The following is a 21588-nucleotide window of genomic DNA, read 5'->3' as shown; positions in this document are numbered from 1 at the left end:
TTTTTTTATTTAAGTCCATTTACTGAGACGTTTACAGTTCCGTTTATTTTGATGAAGGCTATAATTGCCTGGTTGGTTAACTGTATTTTGTCAAATTGAATGTCTTCCATTTTTCCATTGACAAATACACCTGGCATTGGAGAGTAATTCTTTAAGTAACCCGCCATACTTTTTTTGCCTTCTTCAAGATTTGGTTGAATCGAATAGCGGCAGTTTTCTTCCATTTTTCTTAAAATGTATCCTTGTGCAAGCCAGTTTGCAGTTCTCATTAATTTACTTTTAGTATCTAGAACATAATCTAATTTGTCAAAATAAATTTCTTTCGTTTGAGGATTGTATGATGGAAATCCGTTTAAATAAATAGTTCCGTTTATAGATCCTAAAACGTCTAATGCAATAACCATTTTTCCGTCTTTATGCCAGATTGAAACATTTTTCACTGTGACTTTTTTGCTTCCTGAACCAAATTCCTGACCAGCAAAATTTTTGGTCATAATCTTAGAAGCGTCTACATAACTTGAAATAGCGGCAATGTTAGCAGAAATCTGGCTTGGAATTTTGGCAACTGGTTTTAAAGCAATTTTGTTTGCATTATATTTAGATTCTGGTTGTTTTCCAACAATGGTTTCCATGTTGCATTTCATTCCCATGTCAAGAATAAAAGAATCGTTTTTAAGCTTGGCGTTTGTTGAGTAAATTTCAATAGGAACAATACGAAGCCAACTTTCATATGTGTCGCTCATTTGAAAAGGAGTACAGATTTTTTCAACCGCCTGAAGAACGTTAGGCTTAAAGTCCATAGATTTTTCAATTGCCCCGTCAATTTCTTTTTCTAGATTGCTTTTAAAAATAGAAATAGCAGGATTTATCAAATAAGTAATTGGCATATTTTTACCAAATATGGTCATTGTTGGGCTTTCATTCCAATTTAGGGATTTGAACTCCGTTTTTGTAGTTAATTTCCAATTGCTTAAAGTTGTTTCGCTAGATAAAGTTATAACTCCGTTTAGGTTGAATTCTCTAACGTCGTACAACTCTATCCCCATTTTTTTTGTTCCGATTCTATATTTGATATTCGCTTTAAGCGGCAAAATGGTTCTAATTCTCTTGTTAGGATTTGATGGATCGTTCTGAATTTTGATAGGAGCCTGTTTCCAGATTTTAATTTGAATATCATCGTCTTCGATGTTATTGTCTTCATAAATCACTCCGTTAAGAAGAGAATTTGTTTGATTTTCGATATCGCTTAGTTTTATCGTAATCGGAAGGTTGATGAATGATGGACTACTGTCATAAACGAGCGGACTGGCATCGTCTGGTTCAGGTTTTAATGTTTCTAATTTTGAAGTTGAAGAACAGCTTGTTAATACGGCAAGCACCGAAAACATTGAAATAATAGAAGTAAGCTTCATTTTAATATGAATTTTTAGACAAGGTAAAATTACAAAAACAATCATATTTTATTAAAAAAGTGTAACAATAAGTAAAAAAGGAAGTCTAATACAAAATAGGTAACATAATTATTAACTTTTTATTATCATAAATTACTTAATAAAAATGTTATTATTGTCTAAAAAATTTAACAATACCATGATTGAAATAAAAGATTTACACAAATCCTATAAAATGGGAAGTTCAGAATTACATGTATTAAAAGGAATAAATTTTAATATAGAAGAAGGAGAATTGGTTGCAATCATGGGGTCATCAGGTTCAGGAAAATCAACACTTCTTAATATTTTAGGAATTTTGGATGAAGCTGATTCTGGAAGTTATATTTTAGACAAAACACCTATAAAGAAATTAAACGAAACGATTGCTTCAAAATATCGTAACAAATTTTTAGGTTTTGTTTTTCAATCTTTTAACTTGATCAATTACAAGACAGCATTAGATAATGTTGCAATGCCATTATATTATCAAGGTATTAAAAGAAAGGAACGTTACGAAATAGCAATGAAATATTTGGAAAAGGTAGGTTTAGGAACTCACGCTCACCATTTGCCAAACGAACTTTCTGGAGGTCAGAAACAACGTGTTGCTATTGCGAGAGCATTAGCCTCAAATCCGAAAGTATTGCTTGCAGATGAGCCAACAGGAGCTCTTGATACCAAAACTTCTTATGAGGTCATGGAGCTTATACAAGGGATTAACGACGAAGGAAAAACAATTTTAATTGTTACACACGAACCTGATATTGCGGCAATGTGCAAAAGAAATGTAGTCCTAAAAGATGGATTAATTATCGATGATAAAAAAGTAGAACAAATTAGAGCTTCGTCTTATGTTTAATATTGAACGTTGGCAGGAAATATTTGAAGCCATTTCTAAAAATCGTTTAAGAACATTCTTAACAGGAATTTCTGTGGCTTCTGGAATTTTTATTTTGGTTATTCTGCTTGGTGCAGGTAAAGGGCTTCAAAACGGAATTGAAAAACAATTTGAACGTGATGCGGCTGGTATTATTGAGGTATGGTCTGGAACAACTACAAAGGAATATAAAGGATTAAATCCAGGAAGACAAATTCAATTTCGAAATAGCGATTACAATCAATCGGTACAGAAATTTGAAGACAAACTAGATTTAAGGGCTTCTACAAATAATTATTGGGGACAACCTTTTTCTTACGGTAAAGAATCGGGTAGTTATCAGTTTAGAGGTGTCAATCCAGATTATGGTGGGATAGAGAATTTGACCATAGTTCAAGGCCGTTATATAAATGCTAAAGACTTAGAAAGTAATGCCAAAGTTGCGGTTATTGGGATGAAACTAAAAACTGATTTGCTTAAAGATAAAGAGGCAATTGGAGAGGAGATCCTAATTAATAATATTAATTTCAAAGTAGTTGGCGTTTTTACAGATCCAGGAGGAGAAAGAGAAGAGACACGTGCTTATTTGCCATTGACTACAGTTCAGAAAACATTTGGTGGTGGAGATAAAATTAGCAACTTGTTTTTTACCCTAAAAAAGACAAACGATTATGATGAAGCTTTGGCTCAATCAGAAAAATTCACACAAGATTTAAAAGACTTGTTAAAGAGTAAAAATGTGGTGGCTCCTGACGATGATAGTGGTGTAGGAGTGTATAACTCTGTTAAAGACGCTAAGCAGTTTTACGATTTAAACTTATATATCAGACTCTTTTTTTGGTGGGTAGGTATCTGTACGATTATAGCAGGTGTGGTTGGTGTTAGTAATATCATGCTTATTATTGTAAAAGAACGAACAAAAGAAATTGGAATTAGAAAAGCGCTTGGAGCTTCACCTATTTCTATTATTACAATGATTCTTCATGAATCGATTTTTATTACGACCATTGCAGGTTTTGTCGGCTTATTGGCAAGCCTTATGTTGTTGGAATTTGTTGGGCCGATGGTTCAAAGTGAATATTTCAGAAATCCTGAAGTAGATTTTAGTGTTGCTCTAACTACTTTGGTATTACTTGTTTTTGCAGGAGCAATGGCGGGATTTTTCCCAGCTTACAGAGCAGCCAAAATTAAACCTATTGTAGCACTTAGAGACGAATAATCATGTTTAGTAAAGATAATTGGGACGAAATATTACAGGCTTTAACAGCAAATGTATTCAGGACAGTTCTGACTGCTTTTGGAGTGTTTTGGGGAATATTCATTTTGGTGATATTGCTTGCTGCAGGAAAAGGACTTGAAAACGGTGTAAAAAAAGGTTTTGATGGCATTGCGACAAATACTATGTTTATGTGGAGTCAGACAACATCAAAGGCCTACAAAGGTTTGCCCAAAACACGACGTTACGATTTTAGAAATAGTGATGTTGCGGCATTAAAACAAGCTATTCCAGATTTGTTATACGTTTCTCCAAGAAACCAGCTAGGAGATTTTAACGGAAGCAATAATGTCGTTAGAGGAACTAAAACTTCTGCTTTTACAGTTTATGGAGATTATCCGGAGTTGATTAAGCAACAGCCAATGGATATTATTAAAGGCCGTTTTGTAAATCAGCAGGATATTGAAGGAAGAAGAAAAGTTGCTGTAATTGGTAAAGGTGTTATTAGCGAGCTTTATGGCAAAGAGGAGGAATGTATAGGAACTTATATTAAAATTAACGGCATAAACTTTATGGTGGTTGGAGTTTATAAATCCAAACAGCAAGGAGGTAATGCAGAACAGGATCAAAAAAATATATTTATTCCGTTTACAACTTTTCAACAGGCTTTTAATTATGGAGACAAAGTGGGCTGGATGGCGCTTACAGCAAATGATGACTCATCTATAACAGATTTAAAACCAAAAATATTAGAAATAATTAAAGCGTTGCATTCTGTTAATCCAACAGACGATCGTGCGGTTGGAAATTTTGATTTGTACGAACAGTTTAATAAAGTGCAAAGTCTATTTAACATCCTTCAAGTAATTGCCTACTTTGTTGGAACATTAGTTTTGATTTCGGGAGTAATTGGGATTTCCAATATCATGCTAATTGTGGTTAAAGAACGCACAAAAGAAATCGGAATCAGAAGAGCTTTAGGTGCAACTCCTGGAGCAATTAGAGGACAAATATTATTAGAATCTATATTTTTAACAATCATTTCAGGAATGCTCGGAATTGCTGTTGCAACAGGAATTATAGCACTCTTAAATATGGCTTTAGATTCTATGCCGCCAGGAAGCAACACCATGTTTGCCAATCCAAGTGTAGATTTGAGAGTTGTATTTGTGGCATTATTAATATTAGTAGGATCAGGATTGCTTGCGGGTTTTATTCCGGCGCAGACCGCTATTAGTATTAAGCCTGTAGATGCATTAAGAACAGAATAAATTATCAATCAAAATAAAATCGATTAAACCAAAAACAAATGAAAAAAGGAGTAACCGTTACCATTTTAATATTTATTGCAATTGTTTTTTTTGGCGCGCTTTACTATTTGTATGCTAAAAATCAAGAATCGCCGATTGTATTTAAAACGGAAAAAGCAGAAATTAAAACTATCGTAAAAAATACTATTGCGACAGGTAATATTCAGCCTGACGAAGAGGTTTTAATTAAACCAAATATCTCAGGTATTATTGAAGAAGTGTATATTAAAGCTGGAGAAAAAATCAAAGCTGGTGATATGATTGCTAAAATTAGAGTTGTAGCAAATGTTTCGAATGTAAGCAGTTCGCAGAATCAAGTGCAGACCGCTAAAATAGCATTAGATAATCAGGAAAAAATCTATAAAAGGCAAAAAACATTATTTGAGAAAGATGTAATTTCTGCTAATGATTATGATGCCGCATTGCTGGCTTATAATCAAGCAAAACAAAACTATTTGGCAGCAAAACAAGGATTAGATATTGTTAAAACAGGAACAACTTCTTCTTTGGGTAGTTATGCTAATACATTAATTCGTTCTACAGTTAATGGAATGGTGCTAGACGTTCCTGTAAAAGTGGGGAACCAAGTTATCGAAAGTAATAACTTTAACGAAGGAACTACAATTGCAAGTGTTGCCGATGTTGGAAGAATGATTTTTATTGGAAAAATCGATGAATCTGAAGTTGGAAAAATTAAAGAAAAAATGCCGATTGAGATTACAATTGGTGCTATCGAGAACAAAAAGTTTGATGCCGTTTTAAATTATATTGCGCCAAAAGGAGTTACAGAAAATGGTGCTATCCAGTTTGAAATAAAAGCACAAATGATTAACAGAGATGATACTTTTATTAGAGCTGGTTTAAGCGCTAATGCTTCAATTATTTTGGAGAAAGCAGACAAAGTTCTAGCACTAAAAGAATCTTTGGTTCAATTTGATAAAAAAACACAAAAGCCTTATGTAGAAGTTGAAACTGCTCCACAGAAATTTCAAAGAAGAGATTTGGTTCTTGGGGTTAGTGACGGAATCTACGTTCAAGTTAAAAGCGGTATAAAGGACACGGATAAAATTAAAATCTGGAATCAAGGCTTAATCAATGAAGGAGAAAAAAAATAATTTAGTTTGAAAGTTTAAGAATCTTTTTTGGTTTTAAAAAACGTTAAATTTGCGTAGTTCGGTTTACTGCGCGTTCATTAAAAGTATATGAAAATAAACAAATATAATAGTCTGTTTTTTGCAATGTTATTCGGTTTCGGATTAACTGGACAGGCGCAATCAAAGCAATGGACTTTAGAAGAGTGTGTTAGATATGCACTCGAAAATAATATCACAATCAAACAGTCTGAATTGGACTTGAAAAATGCCGATATAGATAAGAAAGCGGCATATGGAAGATACCTTCCTTCTGTAAATGGTAGCGCTTCTCACTCTTGGAACGTTGGTTTGAACCAGGATGTTACAACCGGTATTTTACGTAATTCAACTACACAATATTCTTCTGTAGGATTAAATGCTGGAGTAGATATCTATAAAGGTCTTCAGAATCAAAATACCCTTAGAAAAGCGAAATTGTCAATTATTGCTTCGCAGTATCAATTGTTAAAAATGCAAGAAGATATTTCTTTAAATGTTGCCAGTGCGTTTTTGCTGATTTTATCTAATAAAGAAGATTTAAAAGTAAAAAAAGAACAGTTAATAATCGATGAGAAAAGATTTGCCCGTTCTGAAGAAATGGTAAATGCAGGAACCATTCCGCGTGGGGATTTATTTGATTTGAAAGCAACTGTAGCAACAGATAAACAAAATATTGCGGTTTCTGAAAACAATTTGTTAATCTCTAAATTGAGTTTAGCGCAACTTTTGCAATTAAAAGAATTTGCAGATTTTGATGTAGTAGACGATACTAATGCAATGGATGAAAATAACATCTTGGCTCAAAGTCCAATTGACATTTATAATAAAGCTAAAGAAACAAGAACAGAGCTAAAATTAGCGCAGGCAAATCTTGAAATAGCAGAGAAAAATGTTGCTATTGCCAAAGGAGCATATCAGCCAACTTTGAGCGCTTTCTATAGCTTTAATACCAGAGCAAGTTATTCAGATGTTATAACTGGATCTACACCAAATACAGCAAATCCAACTTCTCAAATTGGTTTTGTTGAAGGAACTAATCAAGCTGTTTTACAAAATAATTATGTTCCTGTTTTAGGAAAAGCAGATCCAATTTTCGATCAGTTTAACGATAATAAGGGACAATCTTTCGGATTCCAACTTTCTGTTCCTATCTTTAATGGTTTCTCTGCCCGTAATAATGTAGAACGTAATAAAGTAAGTTTAGAAAAATCTAAAATAGATTTAGAGCAAAAAAGTTTAGATTTGCAACGTAACGTTTATACTGCTTTTACAGATGCAAGAGGAGCTTTAAATACTTACGAATCTTCTACTGTAACTTTAGAAGCAAGACAGCAGGCTTACAATTATGCAAAAGAAAAATATGATGTTGGTTTAATGAACTCATTTGATTTTACACAAGCTCAAACATTATTGACTAATGCACAGTCTGATGTAATTAGAACAAAATATGATTACATGTTTAAAATTAAAATATTAGAGTTTTATTTCGGAATTCCAATTGTTCCAATTATTACAAAATAATTCATTATGAAAAAAAAAACTGTTTATTTCTTATTAATAGTTGCAGTAATTCTTATTGTAGCTTTGGTTGTCCTTTCTAAGACTGGAGTAATAGGAAATAAAGACGAAGGAAAAGAAGTAGAAATTGCAAAAGTGACAGCTTCAACAATTGTTGAAACGGTTTCTGCAACAGGTAAAATTCAACCCGAAATTGAAATTAAAATAGCTTCGATGGTATCGGGCGAGATTATTTCTTTAAATGTAAAAGAGGGGCAAGTGGTTAAAAAAGGTGATTTATTAGTGAAAATAAATCCCGATTTATATACCTCAGGATTAGAAAGATCTATTGCAAATTTAGCTGGAACAAAAGCAAGCCTTACTCAATCTGACGCCAGTTTTAAAGAAGCAAAAGCAAATTACGAGCGTAATAAAATTTTGTATGATAAAGGTGTAATCTCAAAATCAGATTGGGATAAAGCCATTTCTACTTTTGAAGTTGCAAAAGCTACAAAACAAAGCGCTTATTACAATGTTCAAAGTGCTTCGGCATCTGTTACAGAGGCTCGAGACAATTTAGGACGCACAACGATCTATTCTCCTGCAGACGGAACTATTTCTGTATTGAATGTAGAATTGGGAGAAAGAGTTTTAGGAACACAGCAAATGGCAGGAACGGAGCTTTTGCGTGTTGCAAACCTAAACAACATGGAAGTTGAAGTTGATGTAAATGAAAATGATATTGTAAAAATTAAAATAGGAGATGAAGCAAATGTTGAAGTCGATGCTTACTTAAAAAAGAAATTTAAGGGAGTTGTGACTAGTATTTCTAATTCGGCAAGTACAACATTAACATCAGATCAGGTAACGAATTTTAAAGTTAAGGTTCGTATTCTGAAAGATTCATATCAAGATTTGTTAGAAGGAAAACCAAATACATATTCTCCTTTTAGACCTGGAATGACTGCTACGGTTGATATTATTACAACAACAAAAAACAATGTTTTGGCAGTGCCAATTAGTTCTGTTGTAGTAAAATCGGACACTACGGCTGTAAAAGATTTTAAGGTTGAGGATCCAAATGAAGATAAAAAAGCAGCTCCAAAAAGCGATAAAAAATTCGAATGTGTTTTTGTTAAAGTTGGAGATAAGGCTAAGATTAGAATCATTAAAACTGGAATTCAAGACGACACTAACATCGAAGTGATGTCTGGTTTAAAACCTGGCGATGTTGTTATTACAGGGCCATATACAACAGTTTCTAAAGAGCTTAATTCTGGTGATAAGGTAAAGCTTAAGAAAGCAGAAGCGCCCAAGAAGTAAATTATAGCATATAATTGCATTTAGTGGAATTCTAAGCGAAAATGATTTTTGGTTTTATCAGTCACTTTTTCTAGTGTATTTATATACTTGATATGAGAGTATTATAGCTTCTATATAACAAAATAGTACAGTAATGAATTTGCCTATTTTCAATAGAAAAAAGCCTAATTATATATTTGAGACTTTTTACTTGAAAATTTATGTGTAGCATTTCTGTTATTTTGGCTGTTAACTCTTATTTTTGTAGCATTAATCTTTTTGATCAATTTTTAATAAAAACACTTTACTACTTTGTCTTATATTCTCAACATCGAAACGGCTACTAAAAATTGTTCTGTATCTATTGCAAAAGATGGTCAAACCATTGTTTGTACCGAACTAGCAGATGAAGGATATTCGCATGCTGAAAAACTTCACGTTTTTATTGAAGAGGCAATAAAAAAAGCTGGAATATCTGCACATGATTTAAAGGCTGTTGGCGTAAGCCAAGGACCAGGATCTTATACAGGTTTAAGAATTGGTGTTTCGGCAGCAAAAGGTTTGTGTTATGCGTTAAATATTCCGTTAATTGCTGTAGATACACTGCAAACTCTAGCTTCTCAGGCAGGAGTTACAGATGGAAAAATTGTAACGATGCTGGATGCGCGCCGTATGGAAGTTTACAGTGCTATTTTTAATCCAGATTTGACAGTTGAAAGAGCTATTCAAGCTGAAATTATTGATGAAAATTCATTTCAAGAATATACAGACAAACTTTACTTTGTAGGTGACTGTGCCGATAAATGCAAGCCTGTTTTGACTAGAGACAATTTGGTGTTTTTAGAAAATGTAAAATATCCTTCAGCGCAAGCAATGAGTAAAATCAGTTTTGATAAATATCAAAAAAGCGACACTGTAGATGTCGCTTATTTTGAACCTTATTATTTGAAAGATTTCATGATTGCTCCTCCAAAGAAGCAATAAATACTATTTCTGTATCGTATACGGTTGAACAGCAATTCCCGCTTGATCCAACGCAATTTTGCAATTCTCTAATGTTTCAGAAAAAACAGCTCCGTAATTGGCATTTTTTGCCCAAGGACGAACTGCAAAATCGATAGAACTTGCCGATAGGTTTTTTACAAAAACTTCTGGTGCAGGCTTCTTCAATACTTTTGGGTTATTATTTAAAACATCTAAAAGAATTTCTTTTGCTTTTTTAATGTCTGAATCATAAGAAATAGCAAAAGTCAAATCAGCTCTTCTTTCCCCTTGCATCGAGTAGTTGATAATGTTTCCGTTAGATAAAGAACCATTTGGAACAAACACCGTCTGATTATTTGCAGTAAGCATTTTAGTTACAAAAATCTGAATTTCAAGAACTGTTGCAACAACGCCTTGCGCCTCTATTGTATCTCCAACTTTAAACGGTTTAAAGACAATAATAAGCATTCCTCCAGCAAAATTAGAAAGCGATCCTTGCAAAGACAAACCAACTGCAAGACCCATTGCTCCTAAAATGGCAACAAAAGAGGAAGTCTCAATTCCTAATTTAGAAATAAAGGTTACAAACAATAATATTCGCAACGCCCACAATAAAATGTCAGATAAGAATTTTGTAAGCGTAGGATCAAGATTTCGCTGAATCATTATTTTTCTAATAATTCGATTAATCAATCTGATGGCATATAAACCAACAAATAAGATTAAAAATGCAGAAATCAGTTTTGGTGAATAATCAACTAAAATGTCAACAAAACGAGTAACGTATTTACTGACTTGTTCTGGGTTCAGGTTCATGATTTTTAAATAAAAAAAACCTTCTCAAAAGAGAAGGTATATTAGTGGTGCAAATATAAAAATATTTACATTATCAGAAAAGTGTGTTTATGCCTTGTCAGCAGCTTCGTCGGCTATTTCTTCTACCTCTTCGGCAGATTTTTCGCTAGCATCAACAACGGTTTCAGAAATAGTTTCTGAAGCCTCATTAGCTGTTTGCGAAGTTGCTTTTTCTTTAACAGAATCAACCAAATCATTTACCGCTTTAGTGGCTTTGTCAGCATATTCGCTTACAGTATCTTTTGCTTTGTCAGCATAATCTGCAGCTTGGTCAATAATAGGTTCAGAAACCTCTTTTACTTTTTCAATTGTTTCTTCTGCAAAAGCTTCTGCTTTCTCTATATAAGGAGCTGCCGCTTCCTTTGCTTGTTCAAAAGTCTCTTCGGCATTATTTGCCAATTCAGTTACAGACTCTTTGGTTGAGCCAAATAAATTTTTAAAAAATGAAGATAATCCCATGGTTTTTAATTAATTGGTTAAGAATACAATATTAAACTTTTTAAATGATTTTAATGAAAAATTAGTGTAAAATATTGATTATTAAAAATATATGGTTTTCTAGGGAAGCTTTTTAATATTTAAGGATTCTTTAGAAAAATCCCTAAATTTAGGTATTGTGTCAGTTAGTAAAGCGGCTTAAATTGTAGGAATTTATTTAAGTATAAACTTGGTATTATTTTCTAATGGCATTACAAACAGTTACCACGATTAAAGTTGGCGAAATCCAGATTACGAATTTCAGCGGATTGGAAATAATCCAGACCATTCACGACCACCATAGCTTTTCTTTTCAGGTAAGACAGGATTTATTGGTAGAGCAGTTAAGAAGCGTTATGCCTTTTTCGCAGCAGCTGTATGGCGAAAAAATAAGCATTGAGATAAAACCTATAGACGGGTTGGAAGACTTTATAATTGGAGCAGATCCAAACGATTATGTCTTGCAGTTTTATGGCGTAGTAACTGAAGTCCAGTTGCAGAAATCCCGTATTAAGGATATGGAAGAAACTATTTTGATAAAAGGCCATAGTTCGACCATAATTTTAGAGAACGGACCCGAGTGCAATTCCTTTATCAGCATGCCTCTTGCAGATATTGTAAACAAAGTTAAGGAAGGGGTCGATATTGATATGGACGTAAGACCATTTTACAAAGACAGCCTGCCTTATACGGTGCAGTACAACGAAAGTAGCTTCAGCTTTTTAAACCGTTTGGCCAAAAGAAACGGACAATGGCTTTATTATAACGGGCGCACCACTATTTTCGGCACGCCGGGCGGGGTTGGTGGACAGCCTAAATTAGTCTATGGCGTAAACATGCAGGATTTCAATTATACGATGAAATTAATACCTGCCATGTTTAAAACCATAGAAAATGACAATCGCGAAGGGGAATACAGAACCGACGAAACCCTAAATTACCAAAAAGAAACCGACGGTTTCCAGCAGAACTTTCTAAATAAGGGCAACAGGGTTTTTAATAAAGAAACGGTAATACAGCTAAATCAGAACCCTGTTGGCGGATATGTGAGAACAACCTCAGAAGAATACACCAAAAATAAAATGCGTGCCGTTTTAAGTCGATTGATGGAGGTTACAGCATCAAGCGAAGTTCCCGGCATTACTATAGGAAACAAAGTAAGAATTAGCGGTGTCGATATGCAGCTCGAAAGCTCTTACAGAGTTACCCACATCAGACACATATGCGATGATGGTGGAGGCTACGAAAACCAATTTACTGCCATAAATTTCAACAATTCGGTATTTTCATCTGAAACCGACCCTGATTTAGTGCCGTACTGCCAGAGCCAAACGGCAATTGTAACGGCAAACGCAGACCCTGACGGACTCAGCTCTGTACAGGTGCAGATGCCATGGCAGGAAGCCAAAGGACAAACCACTCCTTATATACCGTTAATGCAAAACTATGGAGGCGATGCCAGAGGCTCTCACATTATTCCCGAAATAGGAGATACGGTTTTTGTAGATTTTCAGGGCAATAACGCCGAACTGCCTATTGTAATAGGAACTATGACCAGCAGAAAAGAAAAAAGCGGTTATAGTACGCCGAATAATGATTTGAAGGTTATGAAAACCCGTTCTGGAATTACAGCTACTTTTAATGATGCCAATGGAAGCGTTTCGCTTGAAGATCCAAGTGGCAATAAATATTTTATGGATGGAAACGGAAACACAACTATTGATGCTCCCAAAAATTTAACAATCAACGCAGGAGAAAATATCAGCATAAATGCGGGGCAGAATATGGATATTAATGTTGGGGTTCATAAAACTGATATTATTGGAGGTAACTATACACAAAGTATTACAGGCTCAAAATTTCTCGCTATAGGAATCGATTTTATGACAAAAGTAATGGGTAATCTAACAGAATTTATAAAAGGAAATAGAGAATCTGAAACAGGAGAAAGAAAGGAAATTGCCAAAACAGCTTCCTTAATAAGTACAGAAGAACATATAAACGTGCACGCTTCTAAAAACCTGAATAAATACAGCGGCGAAAACTCAATAAATTCATAAATCATGAGTATTCTAAGAATTGTTGAAGGTGAAATGATAAACACTTCAACAGGAAAAATGGATTTGCGTGCCATAGATGGAGATTATACGGTTCATGCTTTGGGCAAAAACCGCTGGAATGGTGGCGAAGAAGGAATTTTTGAGAAAGATTATGAGCCCTTACATCCTGAAGATTCATTAAATAACGCTATTAATGTAAGCTTAAATATTTTTTTTGATGGAACACAAAATAATAAAACCAATACCGATGCTAAAAAACAAGATTCAAAAGATCATGATGCTTATCTAAAAGTAGGGAATAAGGAAGATGACAGTTTTGAAAACGATTATACTAATGTCGCAAGAGGCTACGATGCTATAGATCCCACTGCTGATTTTCAAAGCGCCTTATATATTGAAGGAATTGGCACCGAAAATCTAGAAAGCGACGATGTTTTTCCAGATGTCGCAATAGGTATGGGCTATCGCGGGGTAGTGGCAAAAGTGGTAAAAGCATGTGTAAAAACACCAGAAATGTTGAAAGAATATGGAGGCAAAGAAATAAATGTTTTAAAATTGAATGTTTATGGTTTTAGCCGTGGCGCAACCGCTGCCAGACATTTTTTGCATATAGCCAATAGTCCTGCTGTTATATACGGTCAGCTTCCTGATAATAAAGTACAGGTAATGGCCCCCGGATATTATCAAGGTATGAAAAATGAATATAGTATTCTTAAAGTACCGAATCACCCACTTTTAGACCGGCATGGTTACTTCGCCGCTTGTTTATTAAAAGAGAATTTTAGCATAAAAAAAATCGAGATCAATTTTGTGGGTCTGTATGATACCGTAGCTTCTTATGGATTTTATCACGGTAACGATAGTATAGACTTACATTTAGATGCAGTTAAAAAAGCACGTTTTGTTTTGCAACTGTCATCTGATGATGAATATCGCGAAAACTTTGATTTAGTCAATATAGAGAGCGCCGGCTTGCATGGTTTAGAACTTACTTTGCCAGGGGTGCACTCAGATATTGGTGGTTCTTATATAAACAATGCCAAAGAAGTTTCGGCTCTTTACTATAAAAGAGAATCACTTTACAACAAAATGATTCATCATTCTGATCAAGAAGTTGAAAAACTAAAAAAAATAGTAATTAGTGAAGGCTGGTATAAAAAACACCAAATTGAAGCTGGAGTTGTGCATAAATCTGCTATTGACAATAAAATAAAAAAAGGATCTGTAGAAGATTTAGAGCGATTTTATGCGGTAGTAGGAATACGAAATCTGTATAATACTTATGACCAGATTCCACTGCATTTAATGTTTCACTTTTCTAAAGATGCTAAAGTTGAATATAGAAAGAATAAATTAATTTCCTATTCAATAGAAGATGAGTTTATAAAATCAGTCTGCAACAGTTTAAATAATTATGTAAACGTCTGTAATGATTTGCGGAATAGCTATGTCGAAATGTACAATGGCGATTTGTATGATAAAAATTCTATAAATGAAGAGTATTTATCGAAGCTCAAACGAAAATCTTATCTGAATTATATTGACGAAGAAGTATTGAAAAAATTAAGAAACCAGTATCTGCACTGGTCTGTAAAAGCCAACGAACTGGGACTTGGTTCTCGCGAGAGCCAGGCACCTGCCAAAGACGGCGCTTATGAAGGCCGATACAGAAAAAGAGAAATACACAATGGGTAATAGATCTATAAAAATAATAGCATGCTTTTTAATAGGCATACAGATAAACAGCTGCCAAATGAAAAATGAAAAAACACCCGAATGGCATGCCGAAATGTGCCATCCTGAAAATAAATATAGTGTAGATATGGTAAAAGACGAAATTTTTACCCTAGAAGGCATTCGTGCAGGTATGCCGTACGGAGGTTCCTCAGGCACATGGGGGCGCTCAGGCAAGATGTGGACAGAACAGCACGGCACTCCCATAGGGGCAGACATAACCTATTATGCCGGTTATGAAAATGTGTTTTACAGGTTAAAAATTGATTTTCCTGTAGAGCTTATGAAAGATCTGGTAAAGCGCAATTATGCTTATCGTGAAGTAAAAAACAAAACAATCGAGGAATACAAATATGAAGGCGATCCTGGTTTGCAATATATTACAGGTGATATAGATGAGGCTTACAATTCCTATGATAGAATTTCCAGCCTTATTTTTGGTTTTGCGCCAAAAGGCATGGTAGTGGTTTGGGTAAATTATGGCTTGACTGTTATAGAAGTAGGCAGATATCAGGCTAAAGCAGTAACTGACCCAAAAGAATTAGAATCTGCAAAAAAAAGATATTTAGATATCTGGCGTTTTTCGCCTGCCCGTTTTGATGAGTTGGCAAAAGAATTTTCTGTTCCAGATGCCAGTTGTGATCAATGGGATATGTTTCGTCTACGATACAATTGGAAACCCGTAATTACCTCTGAGAATCCTAATTTCAGATTATTTACAATAAATACAGAATATTACAATGGAGAAAAAAACCAGATGATGCGCCCATGGCTGCTGGAGAATAAAATGAGAAACAGGGCACTGCCAAACGTCTTTCAGTTTTTCTGGGAAACAGGTATAGGAGAAAAATTTGAAGGGAGAATTTTTTTTAATCAAAATGAAATATTCAGCCGTTTTAAAGGGCTTTCAGGAGATAACGAAATTCAGTTAAAAATTGCCAAAGACAACAGAAGTTTGGAAGTTTTATTAAACAATCAAAAACTGGAGGTCGACAGCATTAGAATTTATCCTAACAGTAAACGAGAATTTAATGACTCCTATAAATAACATTTGAAATACTTTTTGCAAATGAAATACACTATGGGTAATAGATCTATAAAAATAATAGTATGCTTTTTAATAGGCATACAGATAAACAGCTGCCAAATGAAAAATGAAAAAACACCCGAGTGGCATGCCGAAATGTGCCATCCTGCAAATAAATATAGAGTACAAATGGTAAAAGACGAAATTTTTACCCTCGAAGGCATTCGTGCAGGCATGCCGTATGGAAGCTCCTCAGGCACATGGGGGAGCTCAGGCAAGATGAGGACAGAGCAGCACGGCACTCCTATAGGCGCAGACCTAACTTATTATGCGGGTTATGACAATGCTTTTTATAGGCTAAAAATTGATTTTCCTATAGAGCGAATGAAAGATTTGGTAAGGAGAAATTATGCTTTTTGTGAAGCGGAAAATAATATAATTGAGGAGTACAAATACGAGGGTGATCGTGATCTGTTGAGAGATGCAGATGCGGCACACAAATCTTATGATAGAATGTCCAGTCTTGTTTTTGATTTTGCGCCAAAAGGCATGGTGTGGTTTGGGTAAATTATGGCTTGACGGTGATAGAAATCGGCAGATATCAGGCTAAAGCAGTAACTGATCCAAAAGAATTGGAATCTGCAAAAAATAAACATCTGGAAACATGGAGGTTTACTCCTGAATATTTTGATGAATTAGCAAAAAAACTATATAATCCAGATGCCAATTGTGATCAATGGGATATGTTTCGTCTGCGATACAATTGGAAACCCGTAATTACCTCTGAGAATCCTAATTTCAGATTATTTGCAATAAATACAGAATATTACAATGGAGAAAAAGACCAGATGATGCGTCCATGGCTGCTGGAAAACAAAATAAGAGACAGGGCACTGCCAAATGTCCTTCAGTTTTTCTGGGAAACAGGAATAGGAGAAAAATTTGAAGGTAGGATTTTCTTCAATCAAAATGAAATATTCAGCCGTTTTAAAGGGCTTTCAGGAGATAATGAAATTCAGTTAAAAATTGCCAAAGACAACAGAAGCTTGGAAATTTTATTAAACAATCAAGAACTGGAGGTCGACAGCATTAGAATTTATCCTAACAGTAAACGGAATTTTAATGACTCCTATAAATAACCTCTGCTAGTACGAGTACCCCGCTCGTTAACGCAAAGTTTATATAACAGAATTTATTAAGGATGATGTTCACGAGCAAGACGCCGCTCCAGCAGGTATAAAAAAAAGGTGGTTCATAGAATATATGGTAAAGTTGTTATTAATCACGTATTTATGTTCTTATGTCAAAGAAAATATAAATACTATAAAGTTATAAATAATCAAACAGAAGCAAAATTTATATTTAATCGAACTGTAAAGTTTGCATATGAAAATATTGGTAATTTACACAGATTCTTTTGGTAATTTGATGTCAAATATATTTTGCAAAAAAAAAACGTCTCATTGAGACGCTTTGTATATTGTTTCTTTTGAAATTAAGCATTTACAGCTTCAACCTTGATCGCTTCATCATTCAACATGCTTTTAAGCATATTTTCGATACCGCTTTTTAAAGTAAATGTAGATGATGGACATCCGCTGCAAGCACCTTGTAATAATACTTTTACTGTTTTATCATCTTCATTATAAGATTCAAAAGCAATGTTTCCGCCATCAGCGGCTACTGCTGGTTTTACGTATTCTTCTAAGATATTAATAATTTGCTGAGATGTAACATCTAGTTTGTCAAAAGCTTCATCTTTTGTTGCTTCAGTTTTGACTTTAGTTTGAATTAAACTTTCATCTAAAACAGTTCCTCCGTTTTCTATAAATTGTTTAATGAAAGTTCTTAATTCTAAAGTAATTTCATCCCAGTTATTGATTTCATATTTTGTAACCGAAATATAATTTTCATCAATAAAAATTTCTTTCACATAAGGGAATTTGAATAATTCCTGAGCTAACGGAGAAGAAGCAGTCTGGTCAATGTTTTTATACTCTACTGCATTACGAGTAAGCATTCTGCTTACCACAAATTTTAATGCAGAAGGATTTGGAGTTGTTTCTCCGTAAACTGTAATTGGCTGTTTTTTTGCTTTTGTTTCATCAATTTTAATGATAACGCCACCTTTGTCAACAAAAGCAGTAATTTGCTCTGCAACTGCATCTTTTACATCATCCCAATCTACAATGCTGTATCTTTCGATAGCGATGAAATTTCCAGAGATATAAACGGTCTTAACAAACGGCAGATAGAATAATTGTTGGGCTAGAGGAGAAGCTTGCGCTTCGTCAATATTTTTGAACTCAAAGTTTTGATTTTGAGTAATAAAGTCTTCAAACTCGAACTTTAAAATGGTCGGGTTCTGGGTCTCTTTTATAGTGATTTTTGTCATGGTTGTATATTTTTTGCAAATTTACTAAAGTTATTTTCTACTAATACCTATATTTGATTTTTTAATAAAATAATTAAGACTCTTTTCAAAGAAATCGTGTTAAATTGCAAGAGTGAAAATTATATAGAAACAAAATTGTCTTTATGAAATTTAAAATCAAGGTTTTATTAATTTTTCTCATTACTACTTTTTATTCTTATTCTCAAGAAGGAATACCTGTTTATTCAGATTATTTGTCTGATAATTATTATTTAATTCACCCTTCAATGGCAGGCGCAGCCAACTGTGCTAAAATAAGATTGACAGCCAGAAAACAATGGTTTGGAGAAGAAGACGCTCCATCATTGCAGACTTTAAGTTTTAACGGTAGAGTGGGAGAACGTTCTGGAGCTGGTATAATTTTATTTAATGATAAAAATGGTTATCATTCTCAAAAAGGTGTAAAACTAACATATGCACACCATATTATGTTTTCGAGAGATGAACTAGATTTAAATCAGTTGTCTTTTGGAATTAGTGGAGGTTTAATACAAAGTCAATTAGACGAAACAAAATTTGGAGGAACTTTTGATCCAATTGTTTTTGGTTCAATTCAGAAAGATTCTTATTTCAATGTTGACGTTGGAGCATCATATAATTATCTGGATTTTTATGCGCACGCAACAGTTCAAGGATTGTTAGAAACAAGAAGAGAGTTATATACAGATTATGAAAGCGATAATCTTAGAAAGTTTTTATTAAGTGCTGGTTATGTATTTGGAAAAAACAGCAGTTGGACTTGGGAGCCTTCTATTCTTTTTCAGCTATTTGATCAAACAAAGGCAAAAACACTAGATTTAAATATGAAAGCCTATAAAAGCATGGATTTCGGGAGTCTATGGGCAGCTTTATCATATAGAAGAGGTTTTGATGGCGCACAATATGTTTCGGGAACCGGAGTATCGTCTCAAAAATTACAATACTTTACGCCTATTATTGGGGTTAATTTCAAGAATTTTATGTTCGCTTACACCTATACTCAACTAATGGGAGATGTTAAGTTTGACACGGGAGCTTTTCATCAAATTACTTTAGGAATTAATTTATTCTGCAAAAAAGAACGTTACGACTGTAATTGTCCTGCAGTTAACTAAAAAATATTTTATGCTGATTAAATCTGTAAACGGAAAATCACCTCTAATTCCAGAGGATTGTTATGTTGCCGAAAATGCTACTATTGTAGGAGATGTAACTTTTGGAGAATCTTGCAGTGTTTGGTTTAATGCCGTTGTGAGAGGAGATGTTCATTTTATTAAAATTGGAAATAAAGTTAACATTCAAGATGGGGCTATAATTCATTGTACTTATCAAAAACATCCCACCATTATAGGAAATAATGTTTCAATAGGACATAATGCTATTGTGCATGGCTGTACGATTCACGATAATGTTTTGATTGGAATGGGAGCAATTGTAATGGATAATTGTGTGGTTGAAAGTAATGCTATAATTGCTGCTGGCGCTGTAGTGACACAAAATACAGTTGTAACTTCAGGAAGCATTTATGCTGGCGTTCCTGCTAAAAAAGTTAAAGACATTGACCAATCTGATTTTGCAGGCGAAATAGGGCGTATTTCGAACAATTATGTAATGTATTCTAGCTGGTTTAAAAACGAAGAATAGAAATAAAAAAATCCAAAATAGAAATTCCAAATTCCAAGAGTTTTAGCTTTTTGGAATTTGGAATTTTTTTATTGGAATTTAAAAAATTTAGAGGTTGATTTTTTCAAAGAAAGTACTCTTATAGCTTTCGCTGATTGGAATTCTTTTATCGCTTATTAAAACTTTGTTTTTCTGAATCGATTTTACATGTTTGATATTTATGATGTAGGATCTGTGAATTCTCGCAAAACCTTTGCTTGAAAGCAGATTTTCTAATTTGATTAAACTAATTAGCGTAAGCGTAAATTTATTATCTGTCGTGTAGATTTTGACATAATCTTTTAATCCTTCAATAAAAAGAATATCAGCAAAATTTAATTTTACATTTTCATATTCAGCTCTTACAAACATAAAATCCTGTTCAATTTCAGGTGTATTATTGTTTTCAGCAATTGCAAGATTTGCTGCAGGCTGAAAAATTTGCTGTGCTCTTACAACGGCTTTTAGAAATCGATGAAACGGAATTGGTTTAACCAAATAATCTACAGCCCCAAGATTAAATCCTTCTACAGCATAATCAGAATAAGCAGTTGTAAAAATAACAAGAGGTTTTTTTTCTATCGTATTTAAAAAATCAATTCCAGAAAAATGAGGCATTTGAATATCAAGAAAAATCAAATCGACATTATTCTGATTGATAAATGAAACAGCATCAATAGCATTATTGAAAGTGTTTATAAGCTCCAGAGCTTCTACTTTTTTGACAAAATCCTGTAATAATTCTACAGCTAAAGGTTCGTCATCAATAATTACACATTTCATCTTTTCTGAATTAATTTTTTAAAATACATTTTGCATTCAAAAGTAGTTTGAAACCAGTGAATTAAGTTTTAAAATTTTCATAAAATACTGGTTAACTAATTAAAATTATGCGTTAACAGTTATAGTTTTAGTTAGCGTAAAACCATCTGTCAAGTTTCCTGTCATGGTTGCCAGCTCATCGGCTAGGCTATCAGCAAAGACATTGTCTTTTGTATTTGCAGTATCTGCTTGTCCGTGTGCAGCATAATTTGTACTTGAATATACTTCACTTGAAATTGTTTCAGGAAAAGCAATTTGAGTTACCAGCAAAGAAGTTCCTGAACTTGATAATACTTCTACATGTACATGCGGAGCTCTTCCTTGGTACCAACCAGGATAAATCGAGATAAAAGAAACTTCTCCACTAGAGTTCGAAGTTTGTCTTCCTCTAAGAAAATGTACAGAAGTATAGTCTGTTTGCTGCATTTGCGTGCCGCCATATTCAGAATAATTTCCGTCTTTGTCACAATGCCAAACATCTACCAGAACTCCAGAAAGAGGTTCGCAATTGTTATTCTTATTTTCAATCTTTAAATTAATCAATAGCGCAATTCCAACGCGATCAGATTTGATGTTTTCTAAAACCAGCTGACTCGGCGTTTTAATAGGAAAGGGACCTTTTGTTTCAGAAGGAGAAACAGTGCAGCTTTCGTCTCCAGAATTGCTCGAGTCGGTTTCATCATTGTCGCTTTTAGAACAAGATTCTAAAATTTTTGTAGCTGTTGCCAAAGATGCAATGCCCAAAATACCATTTCGGATGAATTTTTTTCTGTCCATAATCAGTTT

20 protein-coding genes are annotated in these 21588 nt (G+C 33.9%); 14 read left to right on the top strand and 6 right to left on the bottom strand.

The window, feature by feature from the left end; translation table 11 throughout:
* Window positions 1-5: 5 nt before the first annotated feature.
* Window positions 6-1412: a DUF4403 family protein gene (locus JC605_RS01020; protein ID WP_198854472.1), complete on the bottom strand. Its 1407-nt coding sequence runs from the start codon at window positions 1410-1412 to the stop codon at window positions 6-8.
* A gap of 178 nt (window positions 1413-1590) precedes the next feature.
* Here JC605_RS01020 and JC605_RS01015 point away from each other — a divergent pair, with 178 nt between their 5' ends.
* The 7 genes from JC605_RS01015 (at window position 1591) to tsaB (ending at window position 9752) form a co-directional block, all read left to right on the top strand.
* Window positions 1591-2292, top strand: coding sequence for an ABC transporter ATP-binding protein (locus JC605_RS01015; protein ID WP_198854471.1), 702 nt, complete (start codon window positions 1591-1593; stop codon window positions 2290-2292).
* A complete protein-coding gene (locus JC605_RS01010; protein ID WP_198854470.1) occupies window positions 2285-3529 on the top strand; it encodes an ABC transporter permease in 1245 nt (414 codons plus the stop codon). The genes JC605_RS01015 and JC605_RS01010 overlap by 8 nt, the downstream gene beginning before the upstream one ends.
* Before the next feature lie 2 nt (window positions 3530-3531).
* A complete protein-coding gene (locus JC605_RS01005) occupies window positions 3532-4797 on the top strand; it encodes an ABC transporter permease (RefSeq protein ID WP_198854469.1) in 1266 nt (421 codons plus the stop codon).
* Window positions 4798-4835: 38 nt separating this feature from the next.
* Window positions 4836-5951: an efflux RND transporter periplasmic adaptor subunit gene (locus JC605_RS01000; protein ID WP_198854468.1), complete on the top strand. Its 1116-nt coding sequence runs from the start codon at window positions 4836-4838 to the stop codon at window positions 5949-5951.
* Between the two features lie 87 nt (window positions 5952-6038).
* On the top strand, window positions 6039-7490 hold the full coding sequence (locus JC605_RS00995; RefSeq protein ID WP_198854467.1) for a TolC family protein: 1452 nt from the start codon (window positions 6039-6041) through the stop codon (window positions 7488-7490).
* A 6-nt stretch (window positions 7491-7496) separates the two neighbouring features.
* Window positions 7497-8789, top strand: coding sequence for an efflux RND transporter periplasmic adaptor subunit (locus JC605_RS00990; RefSeq protein ID WP_198854466.1), 1293 nt, complete (start codon window positions 7497-7499; stop codon window positions 8787-8789).
* 291 nt (window positions 8790-9080) lie between these two features.
* On the top strand, window positions 9081-9752 hold the full coding sequence (gene tsaB, locus JC605_RS00985; protein ID WP_198854465.1) for a tRNA (adenosine(37)-N6)-threonylcarbamoyltransferase complex dimerization subunit type 1 TsaB: 672 nt from the start codon (window positions 9081-9083) through the stop codon (window positions 9750-9752).
* A gap of 3 nt (window positions 9753-9755) precedes the next feature.
* Here tsaB and JC605_RS00980 read toward each other — a convergent pair whose 3' ends face one another.
* Both JC605_RS00980 and JC605_RS00975 read right to left on the bottom strand, forming a co-directional pair.
* Window positions 9756-10568 carry a mechanosensitive ion channel family protein gene (locus JC605_RS00980; protein WP_198854464.1) on the bottom strand — a complete coding sequence of 271 codons (813 nt, stop codon included), beginning with the start codon at window positions 10566-10568 and terminating at the stop codon, window positions 9756-9758.
* Window positions 10569-10655: 87 nt separating this feature from the next.
* Window positions 10656-11066, bottom strand: a complete 411-nt coding sequence (locus tag JC605_RS00975) for a YtxH domain-containing protein (RefSeq protein ID WP_198854463.1) — start codon at window positions 11064-11066, stop codon at window positions 10656-10658.
* Between the two features lie 224 nt (window positions 11067-11290).
* On the opposite strand from JC605_RS00975, the gene JC605_RS00970 reads away from it, so the two are divergent.
* The 5 genes from JC605_RS00970 to JC605_RS00950 all read left to right on the top strand — a co-directional run bounded on the left by JC605_RS00970 (window position 11291) and on the right by JC605_RS00950 (window position 17044).
* Window positions 11291-13144 carry a type VI secretion system Vgr family protein gene (locus JC605_RS00970; protein WP_198854462.1) on the top strand — a complete coding sequence of 618 codons (1854 nt, stop codon included), beginning with the start codon at window positions 11291-11293 and terminating at the stop codon, window positions 13142-13144.
* Between the two features lie 3 nt (window positions 13145-13147).
* Window positions 13148-14839 (top strand): phospholipase effector Tle1 domain-containing protein, encoded by a 1692-nt coding sequence (locus JC605_RS00965; protein ID WP_198854461.1) that lies wholly within the window; start codon window positions 13148-13150, stop codon window positions 14837-14839.
* Between the two features lie 58 nt (window positions 14840-14897).
* Entirely contained in the window at window positions 14898-15926 is a 1029-nt protein-coding gene (locus tag JC605_RS00960; RefSeq protein WP_233074004.1) for a DUF2931 family protein, read from the top strand.
* Window positions 15927-16025: 99 nt separating this feature from the next.
* The gene (locus JC605_RS00955; protein WP_233074002.1) at window positions 16026-16472 is read left to right on the top strand and encodes a hypothetical protein; all 447 of its coding nucleotides are present in this window, start codon (window positions 16026-16028) and stop codon (window positions 16470-16472) included.
* Window positions 16460-17044 (top strand): hypothetical protein, encoded by a 585-nt coding sequence (locus JC605_RS00950; protein ID WP_198854459.1) that lies wholly within the window; start codon window positions 16460-16462, stop codon window positions 17042-17044. Before JC605_RS00955 ends, JC605_RS00950 begins: the two co-directional genes overlap by 13 nt.
* A 356-nt stretch (window positions 17045-17400) precedes the next feature.
* On the opposite strand, the gene JC605_RS00945 is transcribed toward JC605_RS00950, so the two are convergent.
* Window positions 17401-18300 (bottom strand): NifU family protein, encoded by a 900-nt coding sequence (locus JC605_RS00945; RefSeq protein WP_198854458.1) that lies wholly within the window; start codon window positions 18298-18300, stop codon window positions 17401-17403.
* A gap of 143 nt (window positions 18301-18443) precedes the next feature.
* On the opposite strand from JC605_RS00945, the gene JC605_RS00940 reads away from it, so the two are divergent.
* Window positions 18444-19433 carry a type IX secretion system membrane protein PorP/SprF gene (locus JC605_RS00940; RefSeq protein WP_198854457.1) on the top strand — a complete coding sequence of 330 codons (990 nt, stop codon included), beginning with the start codon at window positions 18444-18446 and terminating at the stop codon, window positions 19431-19433.
* A 10-nt stretch (window positions 19434-19443) separates the two neighbouring features.
* Window positions 19444-19962, top strand: coding sequence for a gamma carbonic anhydrase family protein (locus tag JC605_RS00935; protein WP_198854456.1), 519 nt, complete (start codon window positions 19444-19446; stop codon window positions 19960-19962).
* A gap of 87 nt (window positions 19963-20049) precedes the next feature.
* On the opposite strand, the gene JC605_RS00930 is transcribed toward JC605_RS00935, so the two are convergent.
* Complete coding sequence (locus JC605_RS00930) at window positions 20050-20763, bottom strand: LytTR family DNA-binding domain-containing protein (RefSeq protein ID WP_198854455.1); 714 nt, start codon at window positions 20761-20763, stop codon at window positions 20050-20052.
* A gap of 105 nt (window positions 20764-20868) precedes the next feature.
* Window positions 20869-21579, bottom strand: a complete 711-nt coding sequence (locus tag JC605_RS00925) for an intradiol ring-cleavage dioxygenase (protein WP_198854454.1) — start codon at window positions 21577-21579, stop codon at window positions 20869-20871.
* Between the last annotated feature and the right edge of the window lie 9 nt (window positions 21580-21588).

It is taken from the genome of Flavobacterium sp. IB48 (assembly GCF_016405855.1).
GTDB classification, from domain to species: domain Bacteria; phylum Bacteroidota; class Bacteroidia; order Flavobacteriales; family Flavobacteriaceae; genus Flavobacterium; species Flavobacterium ginsengisoli.
Note: the sequence above shows the minus strand (reverse complement) of the source record. Positions and strands in the feature narration are given on the sequence as shown.

Coding starts and splice junctions, on each gene's coding strand:
- JC605_RS00930 (WP_198854455.1), bottom strand. CDS start 20,763: ATGAAATGTGTAATTATTGATGACGAACCTTTAGCTGTAGAATTATTA.
- JC605_RS00995 (WP_198854467.1), top strand. CDS start 6,039: ATGAAAATAAACAAATATAATAGTCTGTTTTTTGCAATGTTATTCGGT.
- JC605_RS00935 (WP_198854456.1), top strand. CDS start 19,444: ATGCTGATTAAATCTGTAAACGGAAAATCACCTCTAATTCCAGAGGAT.
- JC605_RS00955 (WP_233074002.1), top strand. CDS start 16,026: ATGAAAAATGAAAAAACACCCGAGTGGCATGCCGAAATGTGCCATCCT.
- JC605_RS00940 (WP_198854457.1), top strand. CDS start 18,444: ATGAAATTTAAAATCAAGGTTTTATTAATTTTTCTCATTACTACTTTT.
- JC605_RS00945 (WP_198854458.1), bottom strand. CDS start 18,300: ATGACAAAAATCACTATAAAAGAGACCCAGAACCCGACCATTTTAAAG.
- JC605_RS00980 (WP_198854464.1), bottom strand. CDS start 10,568: ATGAACCTGAACCCAGAACAAGTCAGTAAATACGTTACTCGTTTTGTT.
- JC605_RS01000 (WP_198854468.1), top strand. CDS start 4,836: ATGAAAAAAGGAGTAACCGTTACCATTTTAATATTTATTGCAATTGTT.
- JC605_RS00965 (WP_198854461.1), top strand. CDS start 13,148: ATGAGTATTCTAAGAATTGTTGAAGGTGAAATGATAAACACTTCAACA.
- JC605_RS00990 (WP_198854466.1), top strand. CDS start 7,497: ATGAAAAAAAAAACTGTTTATTTCTTATTAATAGTTGCAGTAATTCTT.
- JC605_RS01005 (WP_198854469.1), top strand. CDS start 3,532: ATGTTTAGTAAAGATAATTGGGACGAAATATTACAGGCTTTAACAGCA.
- JC605_RS00925 (WP_198854454.1), bottom strand. CDS start 21,579: ATGGACAGAAAAAAATTCATCCGAAATGGTATTTTGGGCATTGCATCT.
- JC605_RS00970 (WP_198854462.1), top strand. CDS start 11,291: ATGGCATTACAAACAGTTACCACGATTAAAGTTGGCGAAATCCAGATT.
- JC605_RS01010 (WP_198854470.1), top strand. CDS start 2,285: ATGTTTAATATTGAACGTTGGCAGGAAATATTTGAAGCCATTTCTAAA.
- JC605_RS00960 (WP_233074004.1), top strand. CDS start 14,898: ATGAAAAATGAAAAAACACCCGAATGGCATGCCGAAATGTGCCATCCT.
- JC605_RS01020 (WP_198854472.1), bottom strand. CDS start 1,412: ATGAAGCTTACTTCTATTATTTCAATGTTTTCGGTGCTTGCCGTATTA.
- JC605_RS00975 (WP_198854463.1), bottom strand. CDS start 11,066: ATGGGATTATCTTCATTTTTTAAAAATTTATTTGGCTCAACCAAAGAG.
- JC605_RS01015 (WP_198854471.1), top strand. CDS start 1,591: ATGATTGAAATAAAAGATTTACACAAATCCTATAAAATGGGAAGTTCA.